The organism is Actinophytocola sp. KF-1 (assembly GCF_054661535.1).
Window position 1 is genome coordinate 204912 of record NZ_BAAFVK010000013.1, and the last position, 23817, is coordinate 228728.

The following is a 23817-nucleotide window of genomic DNA, read 5'->3' on the forward strand; positions in this document are numbered from 1 at the left end:
GGTCTTCTTCGCCCCGCCAGTGCCACCACCCCGTCACCGCAGTCCGGTCGCCGCCAGCGCCACCGTCCAGGGTCTCCGGCCCCCAGCCGCGCCCTGCTCATCGCCGGACGGTTTGCCGGTCGCTGCCGCATCGGGCTCCGCCTTCCCCGGTTCCGCCTCCCGGTGTCCGCGCCCAGGTCACCCACACCGCGTTTCGTTGTCGGTGCTGTGTGCTTCCCTTGCTCCCGTGAGTCGCCACCTGCTCGAGCGCGTGCTGGCCGGTGTGCCGCTGGGCGAGAACCCGCTGCGGCACGTCCGCGAACTGCCGGAACGTCCGGCGACGTTCGCCGACTGGCCGTCCTGGGTTCCCGACGCCCTGCGCACCGCCCTCGCCGGGTGTGGTGTCGAGCGGCCGTGGGCGCACCAGGTCGAGGCCGCCGCGCACGCCCGCGACGGCAGGCACGTCGTCATCGCCACCGGTACCGCGTCCGGCAAGTCGCTCGCCTACCAGCTGCCTGTCCTGAGCGCGCTGGCCGAGGACCGGCGCGCGACCGCGCTGTACCTGTCGCCGACCAAGGCGCTGGGTGCCGACCAGCTGCGCTCGGTCCGCGAGCTGGGCGTGGACGACGTGCGGCCCGCCCCGTTCGACGGCGACACGCCCATGCCGGAACGCGACTGGGTGCGGGCGCACGCGCGGTGGGTGTTCACCAACCCGGACATGCTGCACCGCGGCATCCTGCCGTCGCACGCCCGGTGGGCGTCGTTCTTCCGCAGGCTGGCGTACGTGGTCGTGGACGAGTGCCACGGCTACCGCGGCGTCTTCGGTTCGCACGTCGCGCTGGTGCTCCGACGGCTGCGGCGGGTGGCGGCCAAGTACGGCGCGAACCCGGTGTTCGTGCTGGCGTCGGCGACCGTGTCCGACCCGGCCGCGTCCGCGTCGCGGCTGGTGGGGGTGCCGTGTGTGGCGGTCACGGACGACCGGTCGCCGCAGGGCGCGCGGACGGTGGCCTTGTGGGAGCCGCCACTCCTGCCCGAGCTGGCTGGTGAGAACGGCGCGCCGGTCCGCCGCTCGGCCGGGGCCGAGACCGCGCGGATCATGACGGACCTCGTGGTGGAAGGCGCCAGGACGCTGGCGTTCGTGCGGTCCCGGCGGGGCGCGGAGCTGACCGCGTTGTCGGCGCGGCACGCGCTGGCGGACGTCGACCCGTCCCTGCCCGCACGAGTCGCGGCGTACCGGGCGGGCTTCTTGCCGGAGGAGCGGCGGGCACTGGAACAGTCGCTGGCGAACGGCACCCTGCTCGGGGTGGCCAGCACCAACGCACTGGAGCTGGGAGTCGACATCGCGGGCCTGGACGCGGTGGTGGTCGCCGGCTACCCGGGCACGCTGGCGTCGTTCTGGCAGCAGGCGGGCCGCGCCGGCCGCGCGGGCGACAGCGCGCTGGTGGTGTTCGTCGCGCAGGACAACCCGCTCGACACGTACCTGGTGCACAACCCGTCGGCGATGCTGGACAAGCCGGTCGAGTCGACGGTCATCGACCCGGGCAACCCGTACGTACTCGCGCCGCAACTCGTGTGCGCCGCGATGGAGTTGCCGCTCACCGAGAAGTGCCTGGCCGACTTCGGCGGCCCGGTGGCGAGGCGGGTCCTGGACGACCTGACGGCCGACGGTGTCCTGCGCAAACGCCCGACGGGCTGGTTCTGGACGTCCCGCGAGCGCCCCCACGCGTCCGTCGACATCCGCGGCTCGGGCGGCGAGCAGGTCGCGGTGGTGGAGGCGGACTCGGGTCGCATGCTGGGCACGGTCGATCCGGGTGCCGCGTTCACGACCGTCCACCCGGGAGCCGTGTACCTGCACCAGGGCACGTCCTACGTGGTGGACGAACTGGACCTGGAGACGGGTCTCGCGATGGTGCACCGCGAGGACCCGGAGTGGTCGACGTCGCCGAGGGAACAGATCGACATCTCGGTGCTGTCGGTGGAGGAGAAGACCAGGCACGGGGCCGTCACGGTGAACCTGGGCGAGGTGGCGGTGACCTCGCACGTGGTGGCGTACCTGCGGAAACTGCCGTCGGGCCAAGTCCTGGACCAGATCCCCCTCGACCTGCCCGAGCAGACCCTCAACACCAGAGCGGTCTGGTACACCCTGACCGACGAGCTACTGGCCGAAGCCGGCCTGACGAAGCACGAGATCCCAGGCGCACTGCACGCGGCAGAACACGCGGCGATCGGGCTGCTCCCCCTGTTCGCGACGTGCGATCGCTGGGACATCGGCGGCGTGTCGACGGCGCTGCACCCCGACACGGGCGAACCAACGGTCTTCGTCCACGACGGCCACCCCGGCGGCGCCGGCTTCGCCGACCGCGCCCACGCCGCGCTGATCCCGTGGCTGACCGCGACGAGGGACGCGATCGCGGCGTGCGAGTGCCCGTCGGGGTGCCCGTCGTGCGTGCAGTCCCCCAAGTGCGGCAACGGAAACGAGCCTCTGCACAAGGAAGGCGCGATCCGCGTGCTGACGACAGTCCTGACCGCGGTGGCCGACTCAGCCCCGGAGTCCAAAGCGTCCTGACGCCCTCGGGCGCGGCCCGTCCTCACGCGACGGCCACCCGAGAAGCGCGGCCGGACCGGGGAAGCGAAGGGGGTCGCGCGAAGACAGTGCGGGTTCTGGGCACGCGAGGTGGAGGCAGCTGCGCGAGATCAGGGTGGTCCCCAGTGGAGCGCGAAGTTGCCTGACGTCCGGGCTTCGGCGTGTGCGCCGTCCGTTCTCCCCGTCGCTTCGTCTTCGTCGGCGGTGTCTGGCGTGGACGTCCACACACGACAGAGCGCCGGGGCGGCTGGTGCCAGCCCCGGCGCTCTGAGTTAGCCGGGCGCGCGAGGAGCGATCTGCTACCGCTCGGGTCGTCGCGACCTTTCGGGGTGTCGGCTGGGTTTCCGTCCACCTCCTGGAGGTACGGGGAGGCAGTCTCCTCCACGAGGTGGCGGTCACCCTTCGGGCCAGGTGTTGCCGACGGCGGTGCGGGTTACCGCCTTCCCTGGTGTCGGTCGCGACGCGGGAGACCTGCTCCTGCAGCGAGCGCCCGGCATGCTGCCCGTCCCGTTCGGCCGCTGTAGGTGCGGGAGCAGCGCCGAGTCGGGGCGGGTTGGTTGCGGTGGAGCCGCGCGGACGCGCAATGCCACCGCTGGTGTGCCGGATGGGTGCGTTCCGGCATGGCTTCTTCTTCCGGGGGATCGGACCCCGGGCCGTGGACTTCGTTCAGTCCGCGGCGACGAGCCGACCGCCGCGGGCGAAGGTCGCCGCGTCGACGATGGCGTCCATCAGCGCGTCCTGCACGAGGCTCGCCGCCGGCATCTGCCAGCCGCACACCTCGGGACGGACGCGCCAGTGCACGACTCCGTGCTGGACCGGCGTCGGCGGCAGCGGCACGAAGCTGTCCGCCGCGTGCAGCACGACGTCGCCTTGCTCGACGAGTGGCCGGGCGAGCTTCTGCCCGGTACGGACCAGGAAGGTCCAGCGGTCGTCCGGCGTCGCGATGATCGGCACCGGCAGCCCGACCGCGCGCAGCATCCTGGCCGCGCCACGGCCGAGGTGACCGGGCACCTCGATCGCGTCGAGCGTCACGCCGGTGGCGAGCAGCACGCTGTAGGGCCGGCCGGTCCACCACGTGGCGACCTGCTCCGGCTTCGTGCCGATGCGCTCCTGCCAGTCGGCGTGCACCGGCACGGGGCCGACGCTCTCGACGCCTTCACGGCCCGCCCACTGCGAGCCCGCCAGATAGGTGCCTGGCAGCACCGGCCAACCGCGCCACGCGAGGCCGATGGCCTGCGCACGGAGTTCGACGCGGAAGGCCCTGCGCCAGCTATCCGACGTATCCATGTCCAACATGACGAGCTCTTGCCTCTCGTTGTTTTGGGCGCCCGGTGCGGCGAGTGCCCTACGGATTACTTAACGGCACACCGACGGCGGAACGAAACTTGCAGTCGACAACTGGTCGTCCACGCACGATGAAACGAACAGCGGTTGACGAGGGACTGAACTCCCCCAGTTCGTTCATCGGCGGTCCAGACCACTGTCCGCGGCCTGGTAATGCCGCTTACCGTGCGTGGACGACCGTTGAACTTGCGTCAGCCGTCGAACTCGACAGGTCCGGCACGTGCCCGTCCTGCCGCTGAACCGAAGGGTCCGAACGCCACCTCCGCCTCGACGAGCGCGTCCCAACCGGACAGACGGCACGACCGCAGCACGCCGCCCATCTGCTCGACGACCCACCGCGCCTCCGCGCACGCCGCCCGCTCCCCGTCGGTGACCTCCACCGCGGCGGCCAACGCACCCAGGTCAGCGGCGGCTTCGGCCTGGTGACGGGCCACGACCGCCGAGCCGAACCACAGCACGCCGGTCATCACCGCCATGAGAACGGCGAGCCCACCGACCACCCAGACCGTTGCCGCTCCACGATCCGCAGACCGTTCGTCGCACCCGTCCCACGACGGATGGCCACGCCGGGCCGAACCTCTCCGGGCTCGGCGGACCGCCCGCACCGTTCGTGCACCGGTATCCCGCGACGCGGTCGGCGTCGCTGGCTCCGGCTGACCGGAGCCGGCCAGCTCGCCGGGCCGCGCTCCCTTGTGGGGTGCGGGCTGCCCAACCGCCAGTGGCTCGGCGCAAGCCTCGGCGACCGGCGGCACCACTTCCATGTGGGTTTGCCGTGCCGACACTTGTGGTCGCGCGCGGATCTCGCTGAGCGGCACCAGCTGGGGGTCGGCGCGCCCCACGGACACCGTCGGCGTTGCCGCACCTGACCGACCGGGCGTAGTCACCACGACGGCGGGCCGCGTCTCCTTGTCGGGTGTGGGCTGCGCGACCGCCTGCGGCTGACCACCGGCTTGGCCCACCGGTGGCACCGTTCCCGCGCCGGTACGCCCTGCCGGCACTGTCCGCTCAGCACCTGATTGACCCGAGGGAGCTTCAGCGGTGGCTCGCTGCGCGGCCGGTCGTGGGTGAGGGCGGGCCTGGCCCGCCTGCCTGATGAACGGGAGCCGGGGTGTGGCTGCCCTCAGCAGGCGGGCCAGGCGCCTTCGACGGTCGGTGCGCCTGCGGTGACGGCTCACCCGTCCGGCTCTCGCACCGCGAACGCCGATGCGTGTAACCGGACGCCGGGCAGCAGGCCTGCCACCGGTGTCGCGTTGACGTGTACCTCTATGTGTTCGCCGGTCATCGTGATCGTCACCTCCGCGTTCTCTGGAGCGATGCGTTTGGCCGCTGCCACCGCCTGGGCTCGTTCGCCTCTGGCGGTCAGCCGGGCGGCCTCCCGTGCGGCGTCGACGCAGCGGACCTGGTCCGCCATCGCCGACGTGCCGCCCAGCGCCATGCCGAGCACCAGGACGAACGCGGCTATCGCGATCGCGGCCTCGACGGTGACGCCGCCTCGGTCTCCGAGCCGTCGCCGGGTCAGCCGGTGGGCGGGCATCAGCCTTTGACGGTGAGCGCTCGGTCGATCAGGTCGGTGATCCCGTCCTCGACGGAGCCGCTCTTGACGACTGCCCAGAGGATCAGCGCCAGCGTCGCGCCGACGAGGACGCCCACGGTGTACTCGACGGTGGCCATGCCGGTGTCGTCTTCGAGGAAGACGTGCCGGGGTCGCAGGAACATGGTTCTTTCTCCTTCTATCTATGTGTGTGTTCACAGGGACATCCGTCCGGCGAGCCCGGCGATCACCGGTGCCACGCCGAGGCAGACGAACGCGGGCAGGAAGCACAGTCCGAGCGGAGCGGTGATCAGGACGCCTGCCCGCTGAGCCGTCGCCTCGGCGTGGTCCGCCGCCGTGGCCCGCACCTTCGCCGCCAGGTCGGTGACCAGGTCGGCCAGTGCGGTGCCGGACTGGGTCGTCCGGCGAGCGCCTCGTGCCAACGGCGCGGTGTCCGGGCAGTTCGTGGCGGGCTCCCACGCCGTCGCCGGGTCCGCGCCGAGCGCCAGCAGCTCCGCGGACGAGCGCAGCGCCCGTGCCGCTTCGGCGGGTAACTCGTCGACGACCACGGTCATCGCGGTCGGCACCGGCAGGCCGGCCCGCAGGCACGCGGCCAGCAGGTCCCAGGCGGCGGCGACGGTCATCGGGTCGGCGGCGGGCGGTCGTCGCGCGCGGCGCAGGAACCACCAGACACCCACGGCGACACCGAGACCTGCCACCGGACCCGCCACGACCGTCACCAGCACGCCGCTCGCCGCGGCCAGTACCTGGGGCGGTGGCCTCAGCCGTGTCACCCGCGTCCACGGGCTGCGCCCCGGTCGGCCGGTCAGCCGCGCGAGGCGCAGCCGGGCGACGTCGGCACCCGAGGTCAGCTCGACGGCCGCGGCCAGCAGCACGAGCGCGATGCTGTGGCTGTTCATCGGATCGCCACCCGGCTCGTGATGCGACCGGACCAGACGACCCCTGCGCACAGGAACGTCACGCCCGTCAGGAGCAGCAGCTGTCCGAGACCCGTGCCGGTGAGCATCCGCAGCGGGCTCGCGCCCACCGCCTCGCCCAGCGCGATGCCGAGTACGGGGAGCGCGGACAACGCGGTCGCGCTGGACTTCGGACCGGCCATCCGCGCCAGCGCCTGGCGGGTGAACCTGGCCCGCTGTTCGAGGTCGCGGCGGACGGCGTCGAGCACGTCGGCCAAGGGCAGGCCGTGCCGTTGCGCGAGCCGCCAGGCCGTCGCGACCCGGGTGAGCGCGGCGGCCAGGGCCGGTGTTCGAGCTCCCGCGAGCGCTGTCGACATGTCGCCGTCGAGCCGGGCAGCGGCGGCGAGCGCACGCATCGTCCCTGCTGTCGGCGGTTGGGCGTCGGCGGCCGCCGCCTCCGCCGCCGTCGCCGGGTGGGCACCCGAGTGGAGCCCAGCGACGAGCGTGCGCAGTGCCTCGGCGAGGCCGTCGACGGCGGCCAGCGCATCCCGGTGCTCGGTGCGGGTGCGGAGCCTGCGGCGCACCGTCGCCGCCAGAAGCGCGGCGGACGCCGCCCCACCCGGCCCCGCAACCAGCCACCCCAGCACCACGGCACCCGCCATGAGAACGGCGGCGGGTGGACGTGGCGTCCGCAAGCGCTTGCGTGGTGTGTGACCTGTGAGGAAGCGCAGCCGTTGCGCTGCCCGGTTGTCCGGCCAGCACAGCAGCGCGAGGCTCGTCAGGAGGAGGCTCACCACGGCGCTTCCACTCCCCGCGCGGCCAGGAGCGTCTTGAGCCGGGTGCGGTCGTGGATGACGCGGACGGTGTCGCCGTCGCGGTCGAAGACGCCGACGTCCGTCAGCCGCCGGACGCCGTCCTGTTCCCGGGCCATGTGCAGCACGACGTGGAATGCGGCGGCCAGCTGGCTGTGCAGTGCCGACCGGGGCAGGCCGCCCAGCGCGGCCAGCGCCTCCATGCGGGCGGGGACCTCGGCAGGCGAGTTGGCGTGGACGGTGCCCGCGCCACCGTCGTGACCGGTGTTCAGCGCGGCGAGCAGGTCGCACACCTCGGCACCGCGGACCTCGCCGACGACGAGTCGGTCGGGCCGCATGCGCAGGCTTTGGCGGACGAGGTCCGCGAGGGTGACCTCGCCTGCGCCCTCGACGTTCGGCGGCCGCGCGATCAGGCGGACGAACTGCGGGTGCGCCGGGGACAGTTCGCCCGCGTCCTCCACGCACACGATCCGTTCCCGCGGGGAGACCTGGCCGAGCAGCGCGTTCAGCAGCGTGGTCTTGCCCGCGCCGGTGCCGCCGGTGATGACGAACGCGAGCCGGGCCTCGATGATCACCTCGAGCGTGCGGTGGACGGTGTCGTCGAAGGTGCCGAGCGCGCGGAGGGCGGCGAGGTCGTGCCCCGCCTGCCGGAGCACGCGCAACGAGATGCAGGTGCCGCCCGGGGCGATGGGCGGGAGCACGGCGTGGAGCCGGACGCGGCCCGGGAGCCAGGCGTCGACGAACGGCTGGGCGTCGTCGAGGCGCCTGCCGCAGGCGAGCGCGAGCCGTTGCGCGAGGCGGCGGACGGCGTCCTCGTCCGGGAAGCGGACGTCGGTCCGCCGCAGGCCGCCGTCGCCGTCGCACCAGACCTGGTCGGGGGCGGTGACCAGGACGTCGGTGGTGCCGGGTGCGCGGAGGAGCGGCTCGAGCGGGCCCGCGCCGACGAACTCCTGGGTCATGCGATCGGTGGCGACGAGGATGTCGTCGTGGCCAGCGACACCGCTCTCCTCGCGGACGGCGCGCGCGACCTCCGCGCTGGTGATCGCGGTGCCGCTGCCCGCGAGCCTGCCGCGGACGCGCTCGACGAGTTCAGGGCTGGACATGTGTGCTCCTTCGTGGTGGCCGGCGCCGGGTGCGATTCACGGGGGCACGCGGTTCGGCCGGCGCCGGCCGTCCCCGCCCGCTGTCCGAGCGGGCGGAGCTGTGGGTGGTGCCTGGCCGAGGTCTTGGCACCCCGGCCAGGCGTTCACTGACCCGCACCGCCCGGTGGGACGGGTGGTGGGGTGGTCCCGGCCGGTTGCCGGGACGCTCGGGACCTGGTGCCGGACCGGGTCGGGGATTCCGGTCCGGCACCGGCCGTCCCTCGCCCTGGGCAGAGTGCGGGTGCCGCGGCGAGGGAGTTCCGGGCCGCCGGACCGAGTGACCGGTTGTTGTGATTCGGTCCGGCGGCCGTGTGTCCTCGTCAGGGCGGCCCGTTGGGGTGGCCCCTGAGGACGTCTTCGGTGGTGCCGGGCGCCGGACCGAGGTGGTTGGGTGCACGGAGGCTCGGTCCGGCGCCGGCTGTCCGCCTGTCGGGCAGGCGGACGTCTTCGGGGTGGGTCGGGTGGTTGGGTGCCGGACCGAGCTGGGGTCGACGTGGAACTCGGTCCGGCACCCGGCGTCCGCACGGCCGCGGGCACTGGGCACGACTTGCCAACGCGCGGCGGACGCCTTCCGGGATGCGCCGATCGGCGCGGCTTCGGCCGAACTGCCCGGGGCAGGTCGGGGGAAGAATCTGTGCGGTGGTCGGCATCAGGCGGCTCTCGCTTCGCCTTGGTGCGGACGGGTTTTCGGCGGGCGGGCCGCCAGTTCCGCGAGGGTCGCCCGTGCCGCAGCGGTCAGCGGGCCCTTGGGTCTCGGGGCGAAGACGCCGCAGTCCAGGGACTCGGCCAGCCCGCGTTCCGGATCCATCGTTGCCAGGGCCGGGAGGCCCACCGCCTTCTCGACCTCCGACACCCGCAGGCCGCCGGGGGACGGTCTGCGGACCACCAGTCGTGCGTGGACCGCCCTGGCCTCCAGCTCCAGGGCCAGTTGTCGGCCGGTGACACAGGCTCGTACGTCGGCGGGGACGACGATCACCGCGAGGTCCGATCGGTCGACCGCTGCCCAGGCCGCCAGGTCGAGCTCTCTCGGTACGTCGCAGACCACGATCTCGCCCGTGCGCCTGCCGGCTTCCACGACCGCGGCCACCGCGTCCGGGGCCGGCCCCTCGCCGGTGCGCGCGCCGGACATCAGGGTCAGGCGGGCGTCGTCGGTGTGCCACGTCGGCAGGGCCCGGTGCAGTGCGGAGGCCGCCACGCGGCCCGCGGTGAGCCGCATGTCCGGCCAGCGGAGGCCGTCCTTGTTCTCCCCGCCCAGCACCACGTCCAGGCCACCGCCTCGGGGGTCGCAGTCGATGAGGAGGGAGTTGTCGCCGGTCCTCAGCGCGGTCAGGCTGACCGCGGTCGCGAACACCGAGGCGCCCGCGCCGCCCCGCGCGCCGAGTACCGCCAGGACCTTGCCCGCGTTGCTCGGCGGGCCCTCCGCGGCGTCGGCCAACGCGCTCACCAGCCATGGTTCGGCGCCGGGGAGGGTGATCAGGCGTTCCGCGCCGACCTCCATCGCGAGCTTCCACAGCTCCTGGGGTTCCGGGTCGGGGACCACGACGACGACGGCGTCCCGGCGTGGGAACGACCCGCGTGTGCACTCGGCGACGCCGGTCGCGTCGAGGAGGACCAGCGGTGCGGTCGGCCAGCGGCGCCGCGCGCCTGCCGCGTCCGGGACGCGTTCCAGGTCGCAGCCCGCCGCGGCGGCCAGTCTCAGCAGGTCGTCCAGCAGCTGCTCGTCCGCGACGAAGGCGATCGGCCGGTTCGTGCTCACGGTCCCCCCTCGGGTCCTCGCCGGGCGGGGTTGCCCGGGTCTGGGTCCACGATGGGCGGGCGGCGGGGGCCGGACAACGCGGCAAGATCGACATGTGGACAACCGGGTGGGCTGTGGACAAGTCGCTGCCGAGAGGCGTTCGACGGCCGTTGTCGTCGGTGGGATGGCGTAGGATTCCGCGGTTTGGGCACACGCGGGCGCAACGCCTGGACGACGAGGAGAAGCAGGGAGAAGGGACGACCCCCGCCAGGGGGGAGGGACGGGGGTCGTCAGAGGTTCAGCCCCGGGGGGTCGGACTGAACCAGTCCGGCATGACGCCGGATGTCACCACTGTATCCCGTTACGTCCCACTCGTGGTTGCAACTTGCTCGAAGTGGTGCAACGAGTCCGTTCCGACACGCACGACCTGCGGCAACCCCTGAACGTGAGGTTGCCCTCCTATGCTCGGCGAAGTGACCGAGCTGCGCGCCGCCGCGTTCTTCGACCTGGACAAGACGATCATCGCCAAGTCCAGCACCCTGGCCTTCAGCAGGCCCTTCTTCCGCAACGGCCTCATCAACCGGCGCGCGGTGCTGAAGGGGGCCTACGCGCAGTTCGTGTTCGCCGCCTCGGGCGCGGACGCCGACCAGGTCGACCGCATCCGCGCGCACCTCACCGCGCTGTGCGCCGGCTGGGACGTGCAGCAGGTCCGGGCGATCGTCGAGGAGACACTGCACGACATCGTCGACCCGCTCGTCTACGCCGAGGCCACCGAGCTCGTCGCCGAGCACCGGGACGAGGGCAGGGACATCGTCGTCGTGTCGGCGTCCGGGGCCGAGATCGTCACGCCGATCGGCGACATGATCGGCGCGACCCACAGCCTCGGCACCCGCATGGTCGAGGCGGACGGCAAGTACACCGGCGAGATCGACTTCTACTGCTACGGCGACAACAAGGCGACCGCCATGAAGGAGCTGGCCGCCGAGCAGGGCTACGACCTCGCCGCGAGCCACGCGTACTCCGACTCGATCACGGACCTGCCGATGCTGGAGGCGGTCGGCCACCCGACCGTCGTCAACCCGGACCGGGGGCTGCGCGCGCTGGCGCTCGAGCGGGGCTGGCCGGTCCTCGAGTTCACCAAGCCGGTGTCGCTGCGGTCGCGGTTCCAGCCGTCCGGCACGGCCGTGGCGGTCACCGCGATCAGCCTCGGCGCGATCGCCACCGCCGGTGCCACGTGGTACGGGATCCACCGCAGAAGGAAGCGGTGACCAATTCCGGGAATGGCCACCCGACCGGCGGTACAGACGCCGTCACCAATCGCTTATCGGGCCCGGAGAATACGCTCACAATGCGTGTTCGTCGACCACTGGCGAGGTCTTGAACGGTGCACCCCAACGTGGTCTTGAAGTGACCTTGACCACTGGGTACAAAGGAGGTGCGGAGTTCGGATCGGCCAGGGGCCAAGCGGAAGAGAAGCCTGGTCCACCCCGGTAGGGCTCCGTGCACGAGCACCGGGCACCCACGCGCAGCGAGCCGCGGGAGGCATGTCGTCAAGGGACTGCGTACCGGGACGCCGGACGCCGAGGCCAGGTAGGTACGACACTGTTGCACGCTTGGTAACCCGAGTGGCTCGTGCCGGCAATTGGGCGATCCCCATCCGCCTTTACAAGCGGACGGGGATCGCCCAGTTCCATTTTCTGGGGAAAGAGACGCATCACGCTTTTGTCGGTGCGGCGGGCTAGGTTAGGCCGAACACCTGCTTGCCCACGGGATCACCTCGTGGGTAACTTACCGATGCTGCTAGCTATCGGTTAAGAGGTTACGGATTGTCCCGCCCTGCCGGCCAAGGAGGCCGCTGTGTCTCTGTCCAGAACGTCCGCCCGTCGAGGCCTGTCCGTCGCGCTGGCCGCGGTGGCGACCACTGCCATGGTTAGCGGTGTGCAACCCGCGAACGCCGTGGCCGGCTCCGCCACGCCCCAGGTGAGCAGTGAAGCGGCGGCCGAGGCCCAAGCGCGCGCCCAGCTGCGCGGCATGTCGCTCGACCAGAAGATCGCCCAGCTGTTCGTGGTCTCCGTGTGGGGCAAGAGCGCCGACGAGGCCCACCCCACCAACCAGGCGAACTACGGCGTCGACACCCCGGCGCAGGTGGTCGAGAAGTTCGGCGTCGGCGGCGTCATCTACTTCAACAACGCCTCGACCGACAACGTGGACAACCCCGCACAGATGGCGGCGTTCTCCAACGGTCTGCAGCGGGCGGCGACCAGCTCGAACACGCGGATCCCGCTGATCATCGCGATCGACCAGGAGGGTGGCAACGTCACCCGCCTCGAGTCGCCGGCCACCGAGTTCCCCGCCAGCATGGCGATCGGCGCGGGCCGCAGTGCCGCCGACGCCAAGACCGTCGCCACGATCAACGGCCGCGAGCTGCGGGCCATGGGCATCAACCAGAACTTCGCGCCGGTCGCGGACGTCAACTCCAACCCGGACAACCCGGTGATCGGCGCCCGGTCGTTCTCCTCGCGGCCCGAGCTGGCCAGCCAGATGGTGACCGCCGAGGTCGAGGGCTACCAGGAGGGCGGGCGGCCGAGTCAGACCGTCTCCTCGTCGGCCAAGCACTTCCCCGGCCACGGCGACGCGTCCACCGACAGCCACACGCAGCTGCCGAACATCGACCGGACCGAGGCCGAGTGGCGGGCGACCGACCTGCCGCCGTTCCGGGCCGCCATCAAGGCCGGCGTCGACTCGATCATGACCGCGCACATCCAGGTGCCGAGCCTCGACCCGTCCGGCGTGCCCGCCACGCTGTCGCGGCCGATCCTCACCGGCCTGCTGCGCGGCGAGCTCAAGTACAAGGGCGTCATCGTCACCGACGCGCTCGGCATGGGCGGCGCGAACGTCTTCCCTGCAGAGGAGATCCCGGTCATGGCCCTCGAGGCCGGTGTCGACCAGCTCCTCATGCCGCCGAACCTGCAGCTGGCCATCGACGCGGTCAAGGGCGCGGTGGAGAGCGGCAGGCTGACCGAGCGGCGCATCGACCAGAGCGTGCTGCGGATCCTGCTGCTGAAGCTCAAGCGCGGCATCGTCACCTCGCCGTTCGTGGACGAGAGCAAGGTGCCCGGCATCGTCGGCACGCCGGCGCACATCGCCACGATCCAGCAGATCAGCGACCGGACGACCACCGTGGTCCGCAACGACGCGAACCTGCTCCCCCTGTCCGGCGCCCCCGGCAAGGTGCTGGTGGCCGGGCACGGCGACGCCCGCAGCCCGCAGTGGCTCGCCGACGCCCTCAACCGGCGCGGCGCGACGGCCACCGCGTTGCCCACCGGCACGAACCCGAGCGCGACGACCATCGCCAGCGCGGTGACGGCGGCCAACGCGTCCGACCTGGTCATCGTGCTCACGAACAACCTCAAGGACCGGACCGCGCAGCGGAACCTGGTGAACGCGCTCATCGCGACCGGCAAGCCGGTCATCGCGGTCGCCTCCCAGATCCCCTACGACGCCGGTTACGTCGACGCCCGGACCTGGGTCGCCACGTACGGCTGGCGCGCCCACGCCATGGAGTCGCTCGCGAAGGTGATCACGGGCGAGATCTCGCCCCAGGGCAAGCTGCCCGTCGACATCCCCGTCGGCGGCGGCTCGGACATCCTCTACCCCTTCGACCACGGGGTGACCTGGTGAGCAAGGACAGACGCGGCATGGACCGCAGGAACTTCCTGATGGCGTCGGCCATGGCGGCGCCGATGCTGGGCGCGAGCGCGGCGACGGCGAGCGCGGACGAGCAGGGTGCCCGCCACCACCGGGGCGTCACGACCGGTGCGGAGTCGCTGGCCGCGGACGGCTGGCGCCGGTTCGCGGGCCGCAAGGTCGGCATCCTGACCAACCCGACCGGTGTCCTGCGCGACCAGAAGCACGTCGTCGACTCGATGGTCGACCTCGGCATGCGGCCGACCGCGGTGTTCGGGCCGGAGCACGGCTTCCGCGGCACCGCGCAGGCGGGCGGCTCCGAGGGTGACTACCTCGACCCGCGCACGCAGGTGCCGGTGTACGACACGTACACGCTCACCGCGACGCGGGTGGCCGACCAGTTCCGCAAGGCGGGCATCGACCTGCTGGTGTTCGACATCGCGGACATCGGCGCGCGCTTCTACACCTACATCTGGTCGATGTACACGGCCATGCACGCGGCCGTGCTGACCGGCATCGACTTCATGGTGCTGGACCGGCCCAACCCGGTCGGCGGCACGGCGTACGGCCCCATGCTGGACCCGGCGTTCGCGTCCGGCGTCGGCCGCAAGCCGATCGTGCAGCAGCACGGCATGACGGCGGGCGAGCTGGCCAGGTTCTTCGACGCCGAGTTCCTGCCCGCGGACGCGGGCGGCCGGCTGCGGAGCCTGGAGGTCGTGAAGCTGAAGGGCTGGCGGCGGGAGGACCTGTTCACCGACACGGGCCTGGAGTGGGTCTTACCGAGCCCGAACGTGCCGACGCCGCAGACGGCGTTCGCCTACCCGGGCACGTGCCTGTTCGAGGGCACCGTGTTCTCCGAGGGCCGGGGCACGACGCGGCCGTTCGAGATCATCGGCGCCCCGGGTCTCGACTGGCGCTGGGCGGAGGCCCTCAACCAGGCGCGGCTGCCGGGTGTGCGGTTCCGCGAGCACTACTTCTCGCCGACCTTCTCGAAGTGGGTCGGCCAGGTGTGCGGTGGCGTGCAGTTGCACATCACCGACGAGCACCGGTTCCAGCCGATCAAGACGGCGATCACGATGCTGGTCACGGCCAAGCAGGTGTTCCCGACCGTCTTCGGCTGGCGGCCGGACAACTTCATCGACAAGCTCTCCGGCTCGGCCCGGCTCCGCACGATGATCGACGCGGGCGCCACGGTCGACCAGGTGATCGGCGCGTGGCGCGACGAGCTGGCCGCGTTCACGAGGCTGCGGGAGCAGTACCTGCTCTACCGGTGACGACCTACAAGGGGTGGCCATGTCCGGAGTCATTCGTCGCGTCACCGTCCTCGCGCTGGCCGTCGCCGTGACGGCCGGTTCGGGGGTGAGTACCGCCGAGTCGCGTGGCGCGGTCACCGGCCGCTTCGACGTGCCCTTACCCGGGTACGCGTCGCCGCACACGGTCCTGCGGAGCGGGTCACCCGCCTCCGCGGGACTGGACGCGGCGCCGATCGACGCGGCCGTCGCGAAGATCGACGAGTGGACGCGGAAGAACTACGACCCGAAGCTGACCGTGCCGCTGTACTCGGGCGCGGTCAGCCTCCTCGCGCACGACGGGGTCGTGGTCAGCCGCGAGACCACCGGGTACGCGGTCCGCTACGCCGACGGCGCGGGCACCGAGCTGCCCGACGACCAGAAGGTCCCCATGCGCGCGGACACGATCTTCGACATGGCGTCGGTGTCGAAGCTGTTCACGTCGATCGCGGTGATGCAGCTGGTCGAGGCCGGCCAGGTCGACCCGGACGAGCCGGTGGCGACCTACCTGCCCGAGTTCGGCGTGAACGGCAAGGAGTCGATCACCGTCGCGCAGCTGCTCACGCACACCTCGGGGCTGGTGTCGTGGCTGCCGCTGTGGTCGCGGTACCCGGACATCCCGTCGCGGATCAAGGCCGTCATGGACGTCGCGCCGAGGACGACCCCCGGTACGAACTACGAGTACTCGGACCTGAACCTGATCACGCTCGGCGTGCTGGTCGAGCGGCTGACCGGCAAGAAGCTGGACGAGGTGGTCGCCGAGCGGATCACCAGGCCGCTGGGCATGGTGGACACCGGCTACAACCCGCCCGCGGCGAAGCTGGACCGGATCGCGGCGACGGAGTACCAGACGGCGCCGCCGCGCGGCATGGTGCGCGGCTCCGTGCACGACGAGAACGCGTGGTCTCTGGGCGGGGTCGCCGGGCACGCGGGTGTGTTCTCCACGGCCGGTGACATGGCGATCCTGGCGCAGACGATCCTCAACGGGGGCGCCTACCGCGGCCACCGCATCATGCGCCCGGAGACGGTCACGGCGATGCTGGCGAACCACAACGAGGGCTTCCCGGGGCACGACCACGGGTTCGGGTTCGAGCTGAACCAGATGTGGTACATGGGCGGTCTGTCCGGTCCGCGCACGGCCGGGCACACCGGCTACACCGGCACCGACGTGGTCATCGACCCGGCTTCGCGGTCGTTCGCGATCCTGCTCACCAACCGCGTGCACCCGAGCCGCAACTGGGGGTCCATCAACATCGCGCGGGAGACGCTGTGCGGCGGGCTGGCGAAGGCACTCGCCGTCAAGCCGCGGCACGGCAGGGACTCCTGGTACGCGGGCAACGGCGACGCCTCCGCTGCGTTGCTGACGACGGGGACGCTTCGACCCACTCAACCCTTTCGGGTGAACTTCGATGCCTTTGTGGACACGGAGAGCACCGATCGGCTGATATTCGAAGCAACCACCGATGGGGTGACCTGGTCGGCGGTGCCGTTGTCCGTCCAGGGCCGCGGCGCACCGGACGAACCAGTCGAATCGCTCTCCGGGAACGGCCACCGCGCTTGGTGGCGGGTCGAGGCCCGATTGCCGCACGCAGCGGAGATCACGCTGCGCTGGCGATACGTCACCGACGCCCGGTACACCGGGCGCGGCGTCAACCTTGACCGCATAATGGTCACGGAACGTGGTCGCGTGCTCCTCAACGGTGAGAAAGAACCCCACAAGCTCCAGTCGGAAGGCTGGCAGCTCAGATCACGATGAGGATGAAAAACTGGTTGAAACGCTAACAAGGTGCGGTCAAACGTCGACTGGGATGTTGCACCCACACAACCGCACCTGAAGTTTCGGCTAGGTCCGGGTAGCGTTGTCTACAGACGACGGCTGCCACCTTGTCGTTCCACATGCCTGTTAGTAAGTTTCCCACGTGAGCGCGAGTGCCATGACCACACAACACACTGAGTCAAGTCCGCTGGTCCGGATCCGGTCTCTACTGCCCGGTCTGGCCCGCGCCGAGCAGCGCGTCGCAAAGGTCGTCCTCGACAGCCCGGCTTCCGTCGCCCGTCGCAGCATCACCGAGGTCGCCGAGGCGGCCGGGACGAGCGAGACGACCGTCACCCGGTTCTGCAAGGCCATCGGCGTCGGCGGCTACCCCGAGCTGCGCATCGCGCTGGCCGCGGACACCGCCCGCTCCGAGGCCCGCGCCGAGCGGGACCTTGGCGGCGAGATCGCCCCCGACGACGACATGGCGACGGTCGTCGGCAAGGTCACCTTCGCCGACGCGCGTGCCGTCGAGGAGACGGCCGCGCAGCTCGACGCCGAGGTGCTGGAGAAGGTCGTCGCGGCCCTGGCCGCCGCGGGCCGGGTCGACGTGTACGGCGTCGGCGCGAGCGCCTTCGTCGCCGCTGACCTGCAGCAGAAGCTGCACCGCATCGGGCGCATCAGCTTCGCCTGGAGCGACACCCACATCATGCTGACCTCCGCCGCCGTGCTCGGGCGCGGCGACGTCGCCGTCGGCATCTCGCACACGGGCGCGACGGCCGATACCGTCGAGGCCCTGCGCGAGGCCAGGCGCGCCGGTGCCACGACGGTCGCGCTGACCAACTTCCCGACCGCCCCGATCAGCGAGGTCGCGGACCTCGTGCTGACCACGGCGGCGCGGGAGACGACGTTCCGGTCCGGCGCCATGGCGAGCCGGATCGCGCAGTTGACGGTCATCGACTGCCTCTTCATCGGGGTCGCCCAGCGCCACCTGAACGACTCGATGAAGGCCCTCGACGACACCAGGGACGCGGTGGGTTCGCACCGGCTGGAAACCCGCCACGACGGTCGCCGCAAGGCGCGGGAGACCGGTAAATGACCGTGTTGGGGGAGGCAGGGACATGACTGTGCCGCGACAGGCCGTGCACGTCGAATCGCCGACGGAACGGCGCAACCCGCGGACGACGGATCTTGACCAGCTGCCGACCCTCGACCTGCTGCGGTCGATCAACGCCGAGGACCGCCTGGTCCCCGACGCCGTGGCAGCTGCACTGCCCGCGCTCGCGACGGCCGTGGACTTCGCGGTCGAGGCGCTGCGGAACGGGCACCGCGTGCACTACGTGGGCGCGGGCACGTCCGGCAGGCTCGCGACGGTCGACGCCGCCGAGCTGGTGCCGACGTTCAACGCGCCTGCCGAGTGGTTCGTCGTGCACCACGCCGGCGGCAGCCACGCCCTGATCCACGCGGTCGAGGACGCCGAGGACGACGACGAGGCGGGCGCTGCCGAGCTCGCCTCGTCGGCCTCGGCCGGCGACTTCGTGCTCGGCCTGACCGCCTCCGGGCGCACTCCGTACGTGCTGGGTGCGCTGCGTGCCGCCCGCGAGGTCGGCGCGCACACCGGCCTCGTGTTCTCCAACCCGCACGCGACGGGGCTGCTGGACATCGACGTGCTCATCGAGGTCGACACCGGGCCCGAGGTGGTCGCCGGGTCGACCCGCATGAAGGCCGGGACCGCGCAGAAGCTCGTGCTGACCGCGTTCTCGACGGCCGTCATGGTCAAGCTCGGGCGCACCTACTCGAACCTGATGGTCAGCATGCGGGCCACCAACGCCAAGCTCCGCGGCCGCACCCTGCGCATCCTGCAGGAGGCCACCGGCGTGAGCAGGCAGGAGTGCGCGGTCGCGCTGGACGAGGCGCACGGGGACCTCAAGGTGGCCCTCGTGCACCTGCTCTCGGGCGTGGACCCCGAGCGCGCGGCCGCCGTGCTCGCCGCCACCGACGGCCACGTCCGCGAGGCACTGACCAACCTGGGCGCGGACGCGATCTGATCAGCGGCTGTCGGTCACCAGCTTGATGCCCAGCGCGATCAGGACGGTGGCCGTCGCGCGGTCGAGCCAGCGGCGGACCCGGTCGCGGAGCAGGAGCGTGCGTGCGCGGGCGGCCAGCCCGATGACCAGCGGGAACCACACGAACGTGACCGCGAGGTGGATCGCCACCAGCAGGACGCCCCAGGTCACCGACGAGGACTTCGGCAGGAACTGCGGCAGCAGGCTCATGTAGAACACGCCGACCTTCGGGTTGAGCAGGTTCGTGACCACGCCCGTGCGGAAGGCGGCGAACCAGCCCGGGGTGGCGGGCACCTCGACCTCGCCGGTCGTGGGCTTGCGGCTCTTCCAGATCGCCGTCACGCCGAGCCACACCAGGTACGCGGCACCCGCGATGCGCACGACGTCGTAGGCGACGGTCGACGCGGCCAGCAGCGCGGTCAGGCCGGCGAGGCTCGCGGTCGCCCAGACCAGGCAGCCGGTGGCGATGCCGACGACCGTGGCGAAGCCGGCGCGGCGGCCGCCGAGCATGGTGTGGCGCAGCACCAGCATGGTGTCGATACCCGGGGTCATCACGCCGAGCGCGGCGACGAGGGTCCACGTGAGCAGCGCGGTGGTCGACATGCCCGCATCACACACGAAAGGTGGGCCGAGACGCTAGGTATCTCGGCCCACCGTGAGGGGGAACCCACTCGGCGAGGAAGGGGGGACTCGCAGCTCCCAGGGTCCGCCCCGGCGACACAGGTTCACTCGAGATTCGCTGAACGTGCAGGTCAGGCCGGTAGCGCCGCTTCCGCGATGCTCGTCGCCTCGCGGGCGCCCGCCTCGATGGCCTCGCACGAGAACAGCAGCCACTCGGTGAGCCCGTCGCCACCCTTCGCGAACGCGGCGGCCGCGGCGGCGTAGCGGTCGGACCGGCGCAGGTAGAAGACCTCGGGAACGATCAGGCCCTTCGGGTCGAGGCCGGTCGCGATCATCGACAGGCGGGCGGCGGCGCGGGCGACCACGCCGTTCGCGCTGTCGAACGGGGACAGTGCCAGCAGCTCGCCGTGCACGACGGCGGTCAGCACCGGGCCCGGCACCGAGGTGCCGCCCGCGACGATCTCGGCCAGGATGTCCAGCCGCTTCGAGATCCAGCGGGCCGCGCGCGGCCTGCCGAGCGCGTCGTCGTCGACCAGGTCGGCGGCGGCCAGGACGTGCAACCGGGCCAGGGCCTGCATCGGGGCGCGCTGCCACACCTTCAGGATCGGGCCGATCGACTCGCCGATGCGCAGTGCGCCCGCGAGGTGCGGATCGGTGACCTCGCCGGTGGCCGGGATGTCGGCGGCACCGCCGTCGAGCGCGGCGGACGCGCGTGCGGCGCGCACCGAGGCCTCGGCCGCGGTGGCGGGCCAGCCGCGCCGGTTCGCCGGGTGTGCGTGGACCGCGTCGACCGCCTCGCGTGCGGCGGCCACCGCCTGTTCGACGCCGGGCAGTTCCAGCAGCGGCGCCAGGGGGTCTGTCACGTGGACGGACCCTACCGGGTGACATCCGTCCGGGAACCGCCAGTTCATTGGTCTGGACCTCTGTACGTGCTGTCGCCAGGCGTGATAGAGCACTACCGTTCACCGCAGACACGCAGTTCCCTGGGTCGAGGAGGATCCGCATCATGACCGAGCAGTCCGGCCAGGGCCAGACGCTGGACAACCTGCTCACCGAGAGCAGGACCTTCCCGCCGAGCGACGAGTTCGCGCAGCAGGCGAACGCCAAGGCCGACCTGTACGAGCAGGCAGACGCCGACCGCGAGGCGTTCTGGGCGGCGCAGGCGGAGCAGCTGACCTGGGAGACCCCGTGGAACCAGGTGCTGGACTGGTCGAACGCGCCGTTCGCGAAGTGGTTCGTGGGCGGCAGGCTGAACGTCGCGTACAACTGTGTCGACCGCCACGTCGAGGCGGGCAACGGCGACCGCGTCGCCATCCACTGGGAGGGCGAGCCGGGTGACGGCCGCACCATCACCTACGCCGACCTGCGGCGCGAGGTGTCCAAGACCGCGAACGCGCTGCTGTCACTCGGCCTCAAGACCGGCGACCGGGTCGCGATCTACATGCCGATGCTGCCCGAGGCGATCTTCTCGATGCTCGCGTGCGCGCGGCTCGGCCTCACCCACAGCGTCGTGTTCGGCGGCTTCTCGGCGGAGGCGCTGCGGTCCAGGATCGACGACGCGCAGGCGAAGCTCGTGATCACCAGCGACGGCCAGTACCGGCGCGGCAAGCCGGCGCCGCTGAAGGCCGCGGTGGACGAGGCGGTCGCGAACACCCCGTCGGTCGAGCACGTGCTCGTGGTCAAGCGGACCGACACCGACGTCGAGTGGACCGACGGCCGCGACATCTGGTGGCACGACACCGTCGACGGCCAGTCCGACGAGCACACGCCCGAGGCGTTCGACTCCGAGCACCCGCTGTACATCCTGTACACCTCGGGCACGACCGGTAAGCCCAAGGGCATCCTGCACACGTCCGGCGGCTACCTGACGCAGACCGCGTACACGCACAAGAACGTCTTCGACGTGAAGCCGGAGAGTGACGTGTACTGGTGCACCGCCGACATCGGTTGGGTGACGGGGCACAGCTACATCGTGTACGGACCGTTGGCGAACGGCGCGACGCAGGTCGTGTACGAGGGCACGCCCAACACCCCGCACGAGGGGCGCCACTGGGAGATCATCCAGAAGTACGGCGTCACCATCTACTACACGGCGCCGACGCTGATCCGCACGTTCATGAAGTGGGGCAAGGACATCCCCGCGAAGTACGACCTGTCGTCGCTGCGGGTGCTGGGCTCGGTCGGCGAGCCGATCAACCCGGAGGCGTGGATCTGGTACCGCGAGAACATCGGCGGCAACCGGACCCCGGTCGTCGACACGTGGTGGCAGACGGAGACGGGCGCGATCATGATCTCGCCGCTGCCGGGCGTGACGGCCGCGAAGCCGGGTTCCGCGCAGCGCGCGCTGCCGGGCATCTCGGCGAAGGTCGTCGACGACCAGGGCAACGAGGTCGCGGCCGGCGGCGGCGGGTACCTGGTGCTCGACAAGCCGTGGCCGTCGATGCTGCGCGGCATCTGGGGCGACGACGAGCGGTACAAGGACACGTACTGGTCGCGGTTCTCCGAGCAGGGCTTCTACTTCGCGGGCGACGGCGCCAAGTACGACGCGGACGGCGACGTCTGGCTGCTCGGCCGCGTCGACGACGTGATGAACGTGTCCGGGCACCGGATCTCGACGACCGAGGTCGAGTCGGCGCTGGTGTCGCACCCGACGGTGGCCGAGGCCGCGGTCGTCGGCGCGTCGGACGCGACCACGGGCCAGGGCATCGTGGCGTTCGTGATCCTGCGCGGCGGCGTCGCGGAGGACGAGGCACGCGGGGAGGCGGCGATCAAGGCGCTGCGCGACCACGTGGCGAAGGAGATCGGCCCGATCGCCAAGCCGCGGCAGATCATGGTCGTGCCGGAGCTGCCGAAGACGCGGTCCGGCAAGATCATGCGCCGCCTGCTGCGCGACGTGGCGGAGAACCGCGAGATCGGCGACGTGACCACACTGGCCGACTCGTCGGTGATGGACCTGATCTCGACCGGGCTGAAGGGCTCCGGCTCGGACGAGTGAGCCGAGCGCGCTGAGGTAGCGAGTGGGCCGTGACCGTCAGGGCGCGGCCCACTGTGCTGTCGAGGGAACCTCACTCGCCGAAGCGATCGCGCGCCCCAGCAGCCCCACCACCAACACAGGCGTGCCTGCCATCCCGTCGACCTGGCGAAGCCCGATCACGCCGTGTCAAGGGGTCCGGATGCCCGACCCAGCCCCGTGCCTGAGCCGCCCGGGCCCCTTGACGCGGTGTGATAGCCCTCCGGGAGGTCGACGGGATGGCAGGCACCCACGGACACCAGTCCTTGCCAACCCAACCCCGTGCAAGACCCGCTGCCATCCCGGAGACCAGCCCGTCCGGCGAGGACCCCCCGGAGGGAAAACCCAGGCAAGGACACCCCACAACGCCCGGACACACAAACCGCCACAACGGCACTGACCAGCGAAAACCGAAAGAAAACCGCAGCCCCAGCACATACGGCAGCCCCCACCACTCCCGGGGGCACCCCGCTGTCCAGTCTACCGGTGACCACCGACAGAGGGACGGAAGTCGATCTTGGCTGTGGACAACCACCCCACCTGTGGACAGCTTCGTGCGGGCTGGGCGCGGCCGGGGTTCAATATGGCCGTGTCGGTTACCCATCCTGGCGAGCAGCACCGCTCGAGCCTCGGCGAGCGGCTCAACTGGTTGCGGGCCGGTGTGCTCGGCGCCAACGACGGGATCGTGTCGGTGGCCGGTGTGGCCGTCGGCGTGGCCGGGGCGACGCCGGACCGGTCGGCGATCCTCGTCGCCGGGGTGGCGAGCCTCGTTGCCGGCGCGCTGTCGATGGCGGGTGGCGAGTACGTCTCCGTCTCCACGCAGCGGGACACCGAGCAGGCCGCCCTCGAACTCGAGAAGTACGAGCTCGAGACGATGCCCGAGGAGGAGGAACGCGAGCTCGCCGAGATCTACGAGGAGCGTGGCCTCTCCCCCGTGCTGGCCGCCGAGGTCGCGCACGAGCTGACCGAGAACAACGCCCTTGAGGCGCACGCCGAGGCGGAGCTGGGCATCGACCCCGACGGTCTGACCAGTCCGTGGCACGCGGCGTGGGCGTCGCTCGTCGCGTTCACCATCGGGGGGTTGCTGCCGTTGCTGGCGATCTCGGTGCCGACCGTGAGCTTCCGGGTGTGGGCGTGCGCGGCGGCGGTCGTCGTGGGGCTGGTGCTCACCGGGGCGATCAGCGCACGGCTCGGCAACGCGAACGTCACCCGCGCGATCGTCCGGAATGTCAGTGTCGGCGCGTTGACGATGCTGGTCACATATCTGGTCGGGGTGCTTTTCGGCGTCACTGTGGGTGGCTAGAGTCGACGGTGGAGCGCCGGGAAGTCTGGTCGGCAAGTCCCTGA

At 71.6% G+C, this 23817-nt stretch carries 19 protein-coding genes; 9 read left to right on the forward strand and 10 right to left on the reverse strand.

What is annotated here, in order from left to right; all coding sequences use genetic code 11:
* The first annotated feature begins 226 nt into the window (after positions 1-226).
* Positions 227-2545 carry a DEAD/DEAH box helicase gene (locus ACYQ77_RS34545; RefSeq protein ID WP_459719085.1) on the forward strand — a complete coding sequence of 773 codons (2319 nt, stop codon included), beginning with the start codon at positions 227-229 and terminating at the stop codon, positions 2543-2545.
* Positions 2546-3229: 684 nt separating this feature from the next.
* Here ACYQ77_RS34545 and ACYQ77_RS34550 read toward each other — a convergent pair.
* The 8 genes from ACYQ77_RS34550 to ssd form a co-directional block, all read right to left on the reverse strand.
* Complete coding sequence (locus ACYQ77_RS34550) at positions 3230-3850, reverse strand: bifunctional DNA primase/polymerase (RefSeq protein WP_459719088.1); 621 nt, start codon at positions 3848-3850, stop codon at positions 3230-3232.
* Between the two features lie 248 nt (positions 3851-4098).
* Positions 4099-4668: an Rv3654c family TadE-like protein gene (locus tag ACYQ77_RS34555; RefSeq protein ID WP_459719419.1), complete on the reverse strand. Its 570-nt coding sequence runs from the start codon at positions 4666-4668 to the stop codon at positions 4099-4101.
* A 410-nt stretch (positions 4669-5078) separates the two neighbouring features.
* The gene (locus ACYQ77_RS34560) at positions 5079-5441 is read right to left on the reverse strand and encodes a TadE family type IV pilus minor pilin (RefSeq protein WP_459719091.1); all 363 of its coding nucleotides are present in this window, start codon (positions 5439-5441) and stop codon (positions 5079-5081) included.
* On the reverse strand, positions 5441-5623 hold the full coding sequence (locus tag ACYQ77_RS34565; RefSeq protein ID WP_459719093.1) for a DUF4244 domain-containing protein: 183 nt from the start codon (positions 5621-5623) through the stop codon (positions 5441-5443). Before ACYQ77_RS34565 ends, ACYQ77_RS34560 begins: the two co-directional genes overlap by 1 nt.
* 30 nt (positions 5624-5653) lie before the next feature.
* Positions 5654-6358 carry a type II secretion system F family protein gene (locus ACYQ77_RS34570; protein ID WP_459719095.1) on the reverse strand — a complete coding sequence of 235 codons (705 nt, stop codon included), beginning with the start codon at positions 6356-6358 and terminating at the stop codon, positions 5654-5656.
* The gene (locus ACYQ77_RS34575; RefSeq protein WP_459719098.1) at positions 6355-7152 is read right to left on the reverse strand and encodes a type II secretion system F family protein; all 798 of its coding nucleotides are present in this window, start codon (positions 7150-7152) and stop codon (positions 6355-6357) included. The genes ACYQ77_RS34570 and ACYQ77_RS34575 overlap by 4 nt, the downstream gene beginning before the upstream one ends.
* Complete coding sequence (locus ACYQ77_RS34580; protein WP_459719100.1) at positions 7146-8270, reverse strand: TadA family conjugal transfer-associated ATPase; 1125 nt, start codon at positions 8268-8270, stop codon at positions 7146-7148. Before ACYQ77_RS34580 ends, ACYQ77_RS34575 begins: the two co-directional genes overlap by 7 nt.
* A gap of 688 nt (positions 8271-8958) precedes the next feature.
* Positions 8959-10065 (reverse strand): septum site-determining protein Ssd, encoded by a 1107-nt coding sequence (ssd, locus tag ACYQ77_RS34585; protein ID WP_459719103.1) that lies wholly within the window; start codon positions 10063-10065, stop codon positions 8959-8961.
* 440 nt (positions 10066-10505) lie between these two features.
* On the opposite strand from ssd, the gene ACYQ77_RS34590 reads away from it, so the two are divergent.
* From ACYQ77_RS34590 to ACYQ77_RS34615, 6 genes are all read left to right on the forward strand, one after another.
* On the forward strand, positions 10506-11312 hold the full coding sequence (locus ACYQ77_RS34590; RefSeq protein ID WP_459719106.1) for an HAD-IB family hydrolase: 807 nt from the start codon (positions 10506-10508) through the stop codon (positions 11310-11312).
* Positions 11313-11970: 658 nt separating this feature from the next.
* Positions 11971-13725, forward strand: a complete 1755-nt coding sequence (locus ACYQ77_RS34595; protein ID WP_459719422.1) for a glycoside hydrolase family 3 protein — start codon at positions 11971-11973, stop codon at positions 13723-13725.
* Positions 13726-13742: 17 nt separating this feature from the next.
* A complete protein-coding gene (locus tag ACYQ77_RS34600) occupies positions 13743-15005 on the forward strand; it encodes an exo-beta-N-acetylmuramidase NamZ family protein (protein ID WP_459719425.1) in 1263 nt (420 codons plus the stop codon).
* Positions 15006-15024: 19 nt separating this feature from the next.
* Positions 15025-16776, forward strand: a complete 1752-nt coding sequence (locus ACYQ77_RS34605) for a serine hydrolase domain-containing protein (RefSeq protein ID WP_459719108.1) — start codon at positions 15025-15027, stop codon at positions 16774-16776.
* Between the two features lie 178 nt (positions 16777-16954).
* Positions 16955-17872: a MurR/RpiR family transcriptional regulator gene (locus ACYQ77_RS34610; protein ID WP_459719111.1), complete on the forward strand. Its 918-nt coding sequence runs from the start codon at positions 16955-16957 to the stop codon at positions 17870-17872.
* A 22-nt stretch (positions 17873-17894) separates the two neighbouring features.
* Positions 17895-18821, forward strand: coding sequence for an N-acetylmuramic acid 6-phosphate etherase (locus tag ACYQ77_RS34615; RefSeq protein ID WP_459719114.1), 927 nt, complete (start codon positions 17895-17897; stop codon positions 18819-18821).
* Here the strand turns inward: ACYQ77_RS34615 and ACYQ77_RS34620 are convergent, their stop codons facing one another.
* Both ACYQ77_RS34620 and ACYQ77_RS34625 read right to left on the reverse strand, forming a co-directional pair.
* Positions 18822-19442, reverse strand: coding sequence for a LysE family translocator (locus ACYQ77_RS34620; protein ID WP_459719117.1), 621 nt, complete (start codon positions 19440-19442; stop codon positions 18822-18824).
* A gap of 149 nt (positions 19443-19591) precedes the next feature.
* Positions 19592-20323, reverse strand: a complete 732-nt coding sequence (locus tag ACYQ77_RS34625) for a Fic family protein (protein WP_459719119.1) — start codon at positions 20321-20323, stop codon at positions 19592-19594.
* Positions 20324-20466: 143 nt separating this feature from the next.
* Here ACYQ77_RS34625 and acs point away from each other — a divergent pair, with 143 nt between their 5' ends.
* A complete protein-coding gene (acs, locus tag ACYQ77_RS34630; RefSeq protein WP_459719122.1) occupies positions 20467-22455 on the forward strand; it encodes an acetate--CoA ligase in 1989 nt (662 codons plus the stop codon).
* Positions 22456-23053: 598 nt separating this feature from the next.
* The gene (locus ACYQ77_RS34635; RefSeq protein ID WP_459719125.1) at positions 23054-23773 is read left to right on the forward strand and encodes a VIT1/CCC1 transporter family protein; all 720 of its coding nucleotides are present in this window, start codon (positions 23054-23056) and stop codon (positions 23771-23773) included.
* Positions 23774-23817 lie beyond the last annotated feature (44 nt).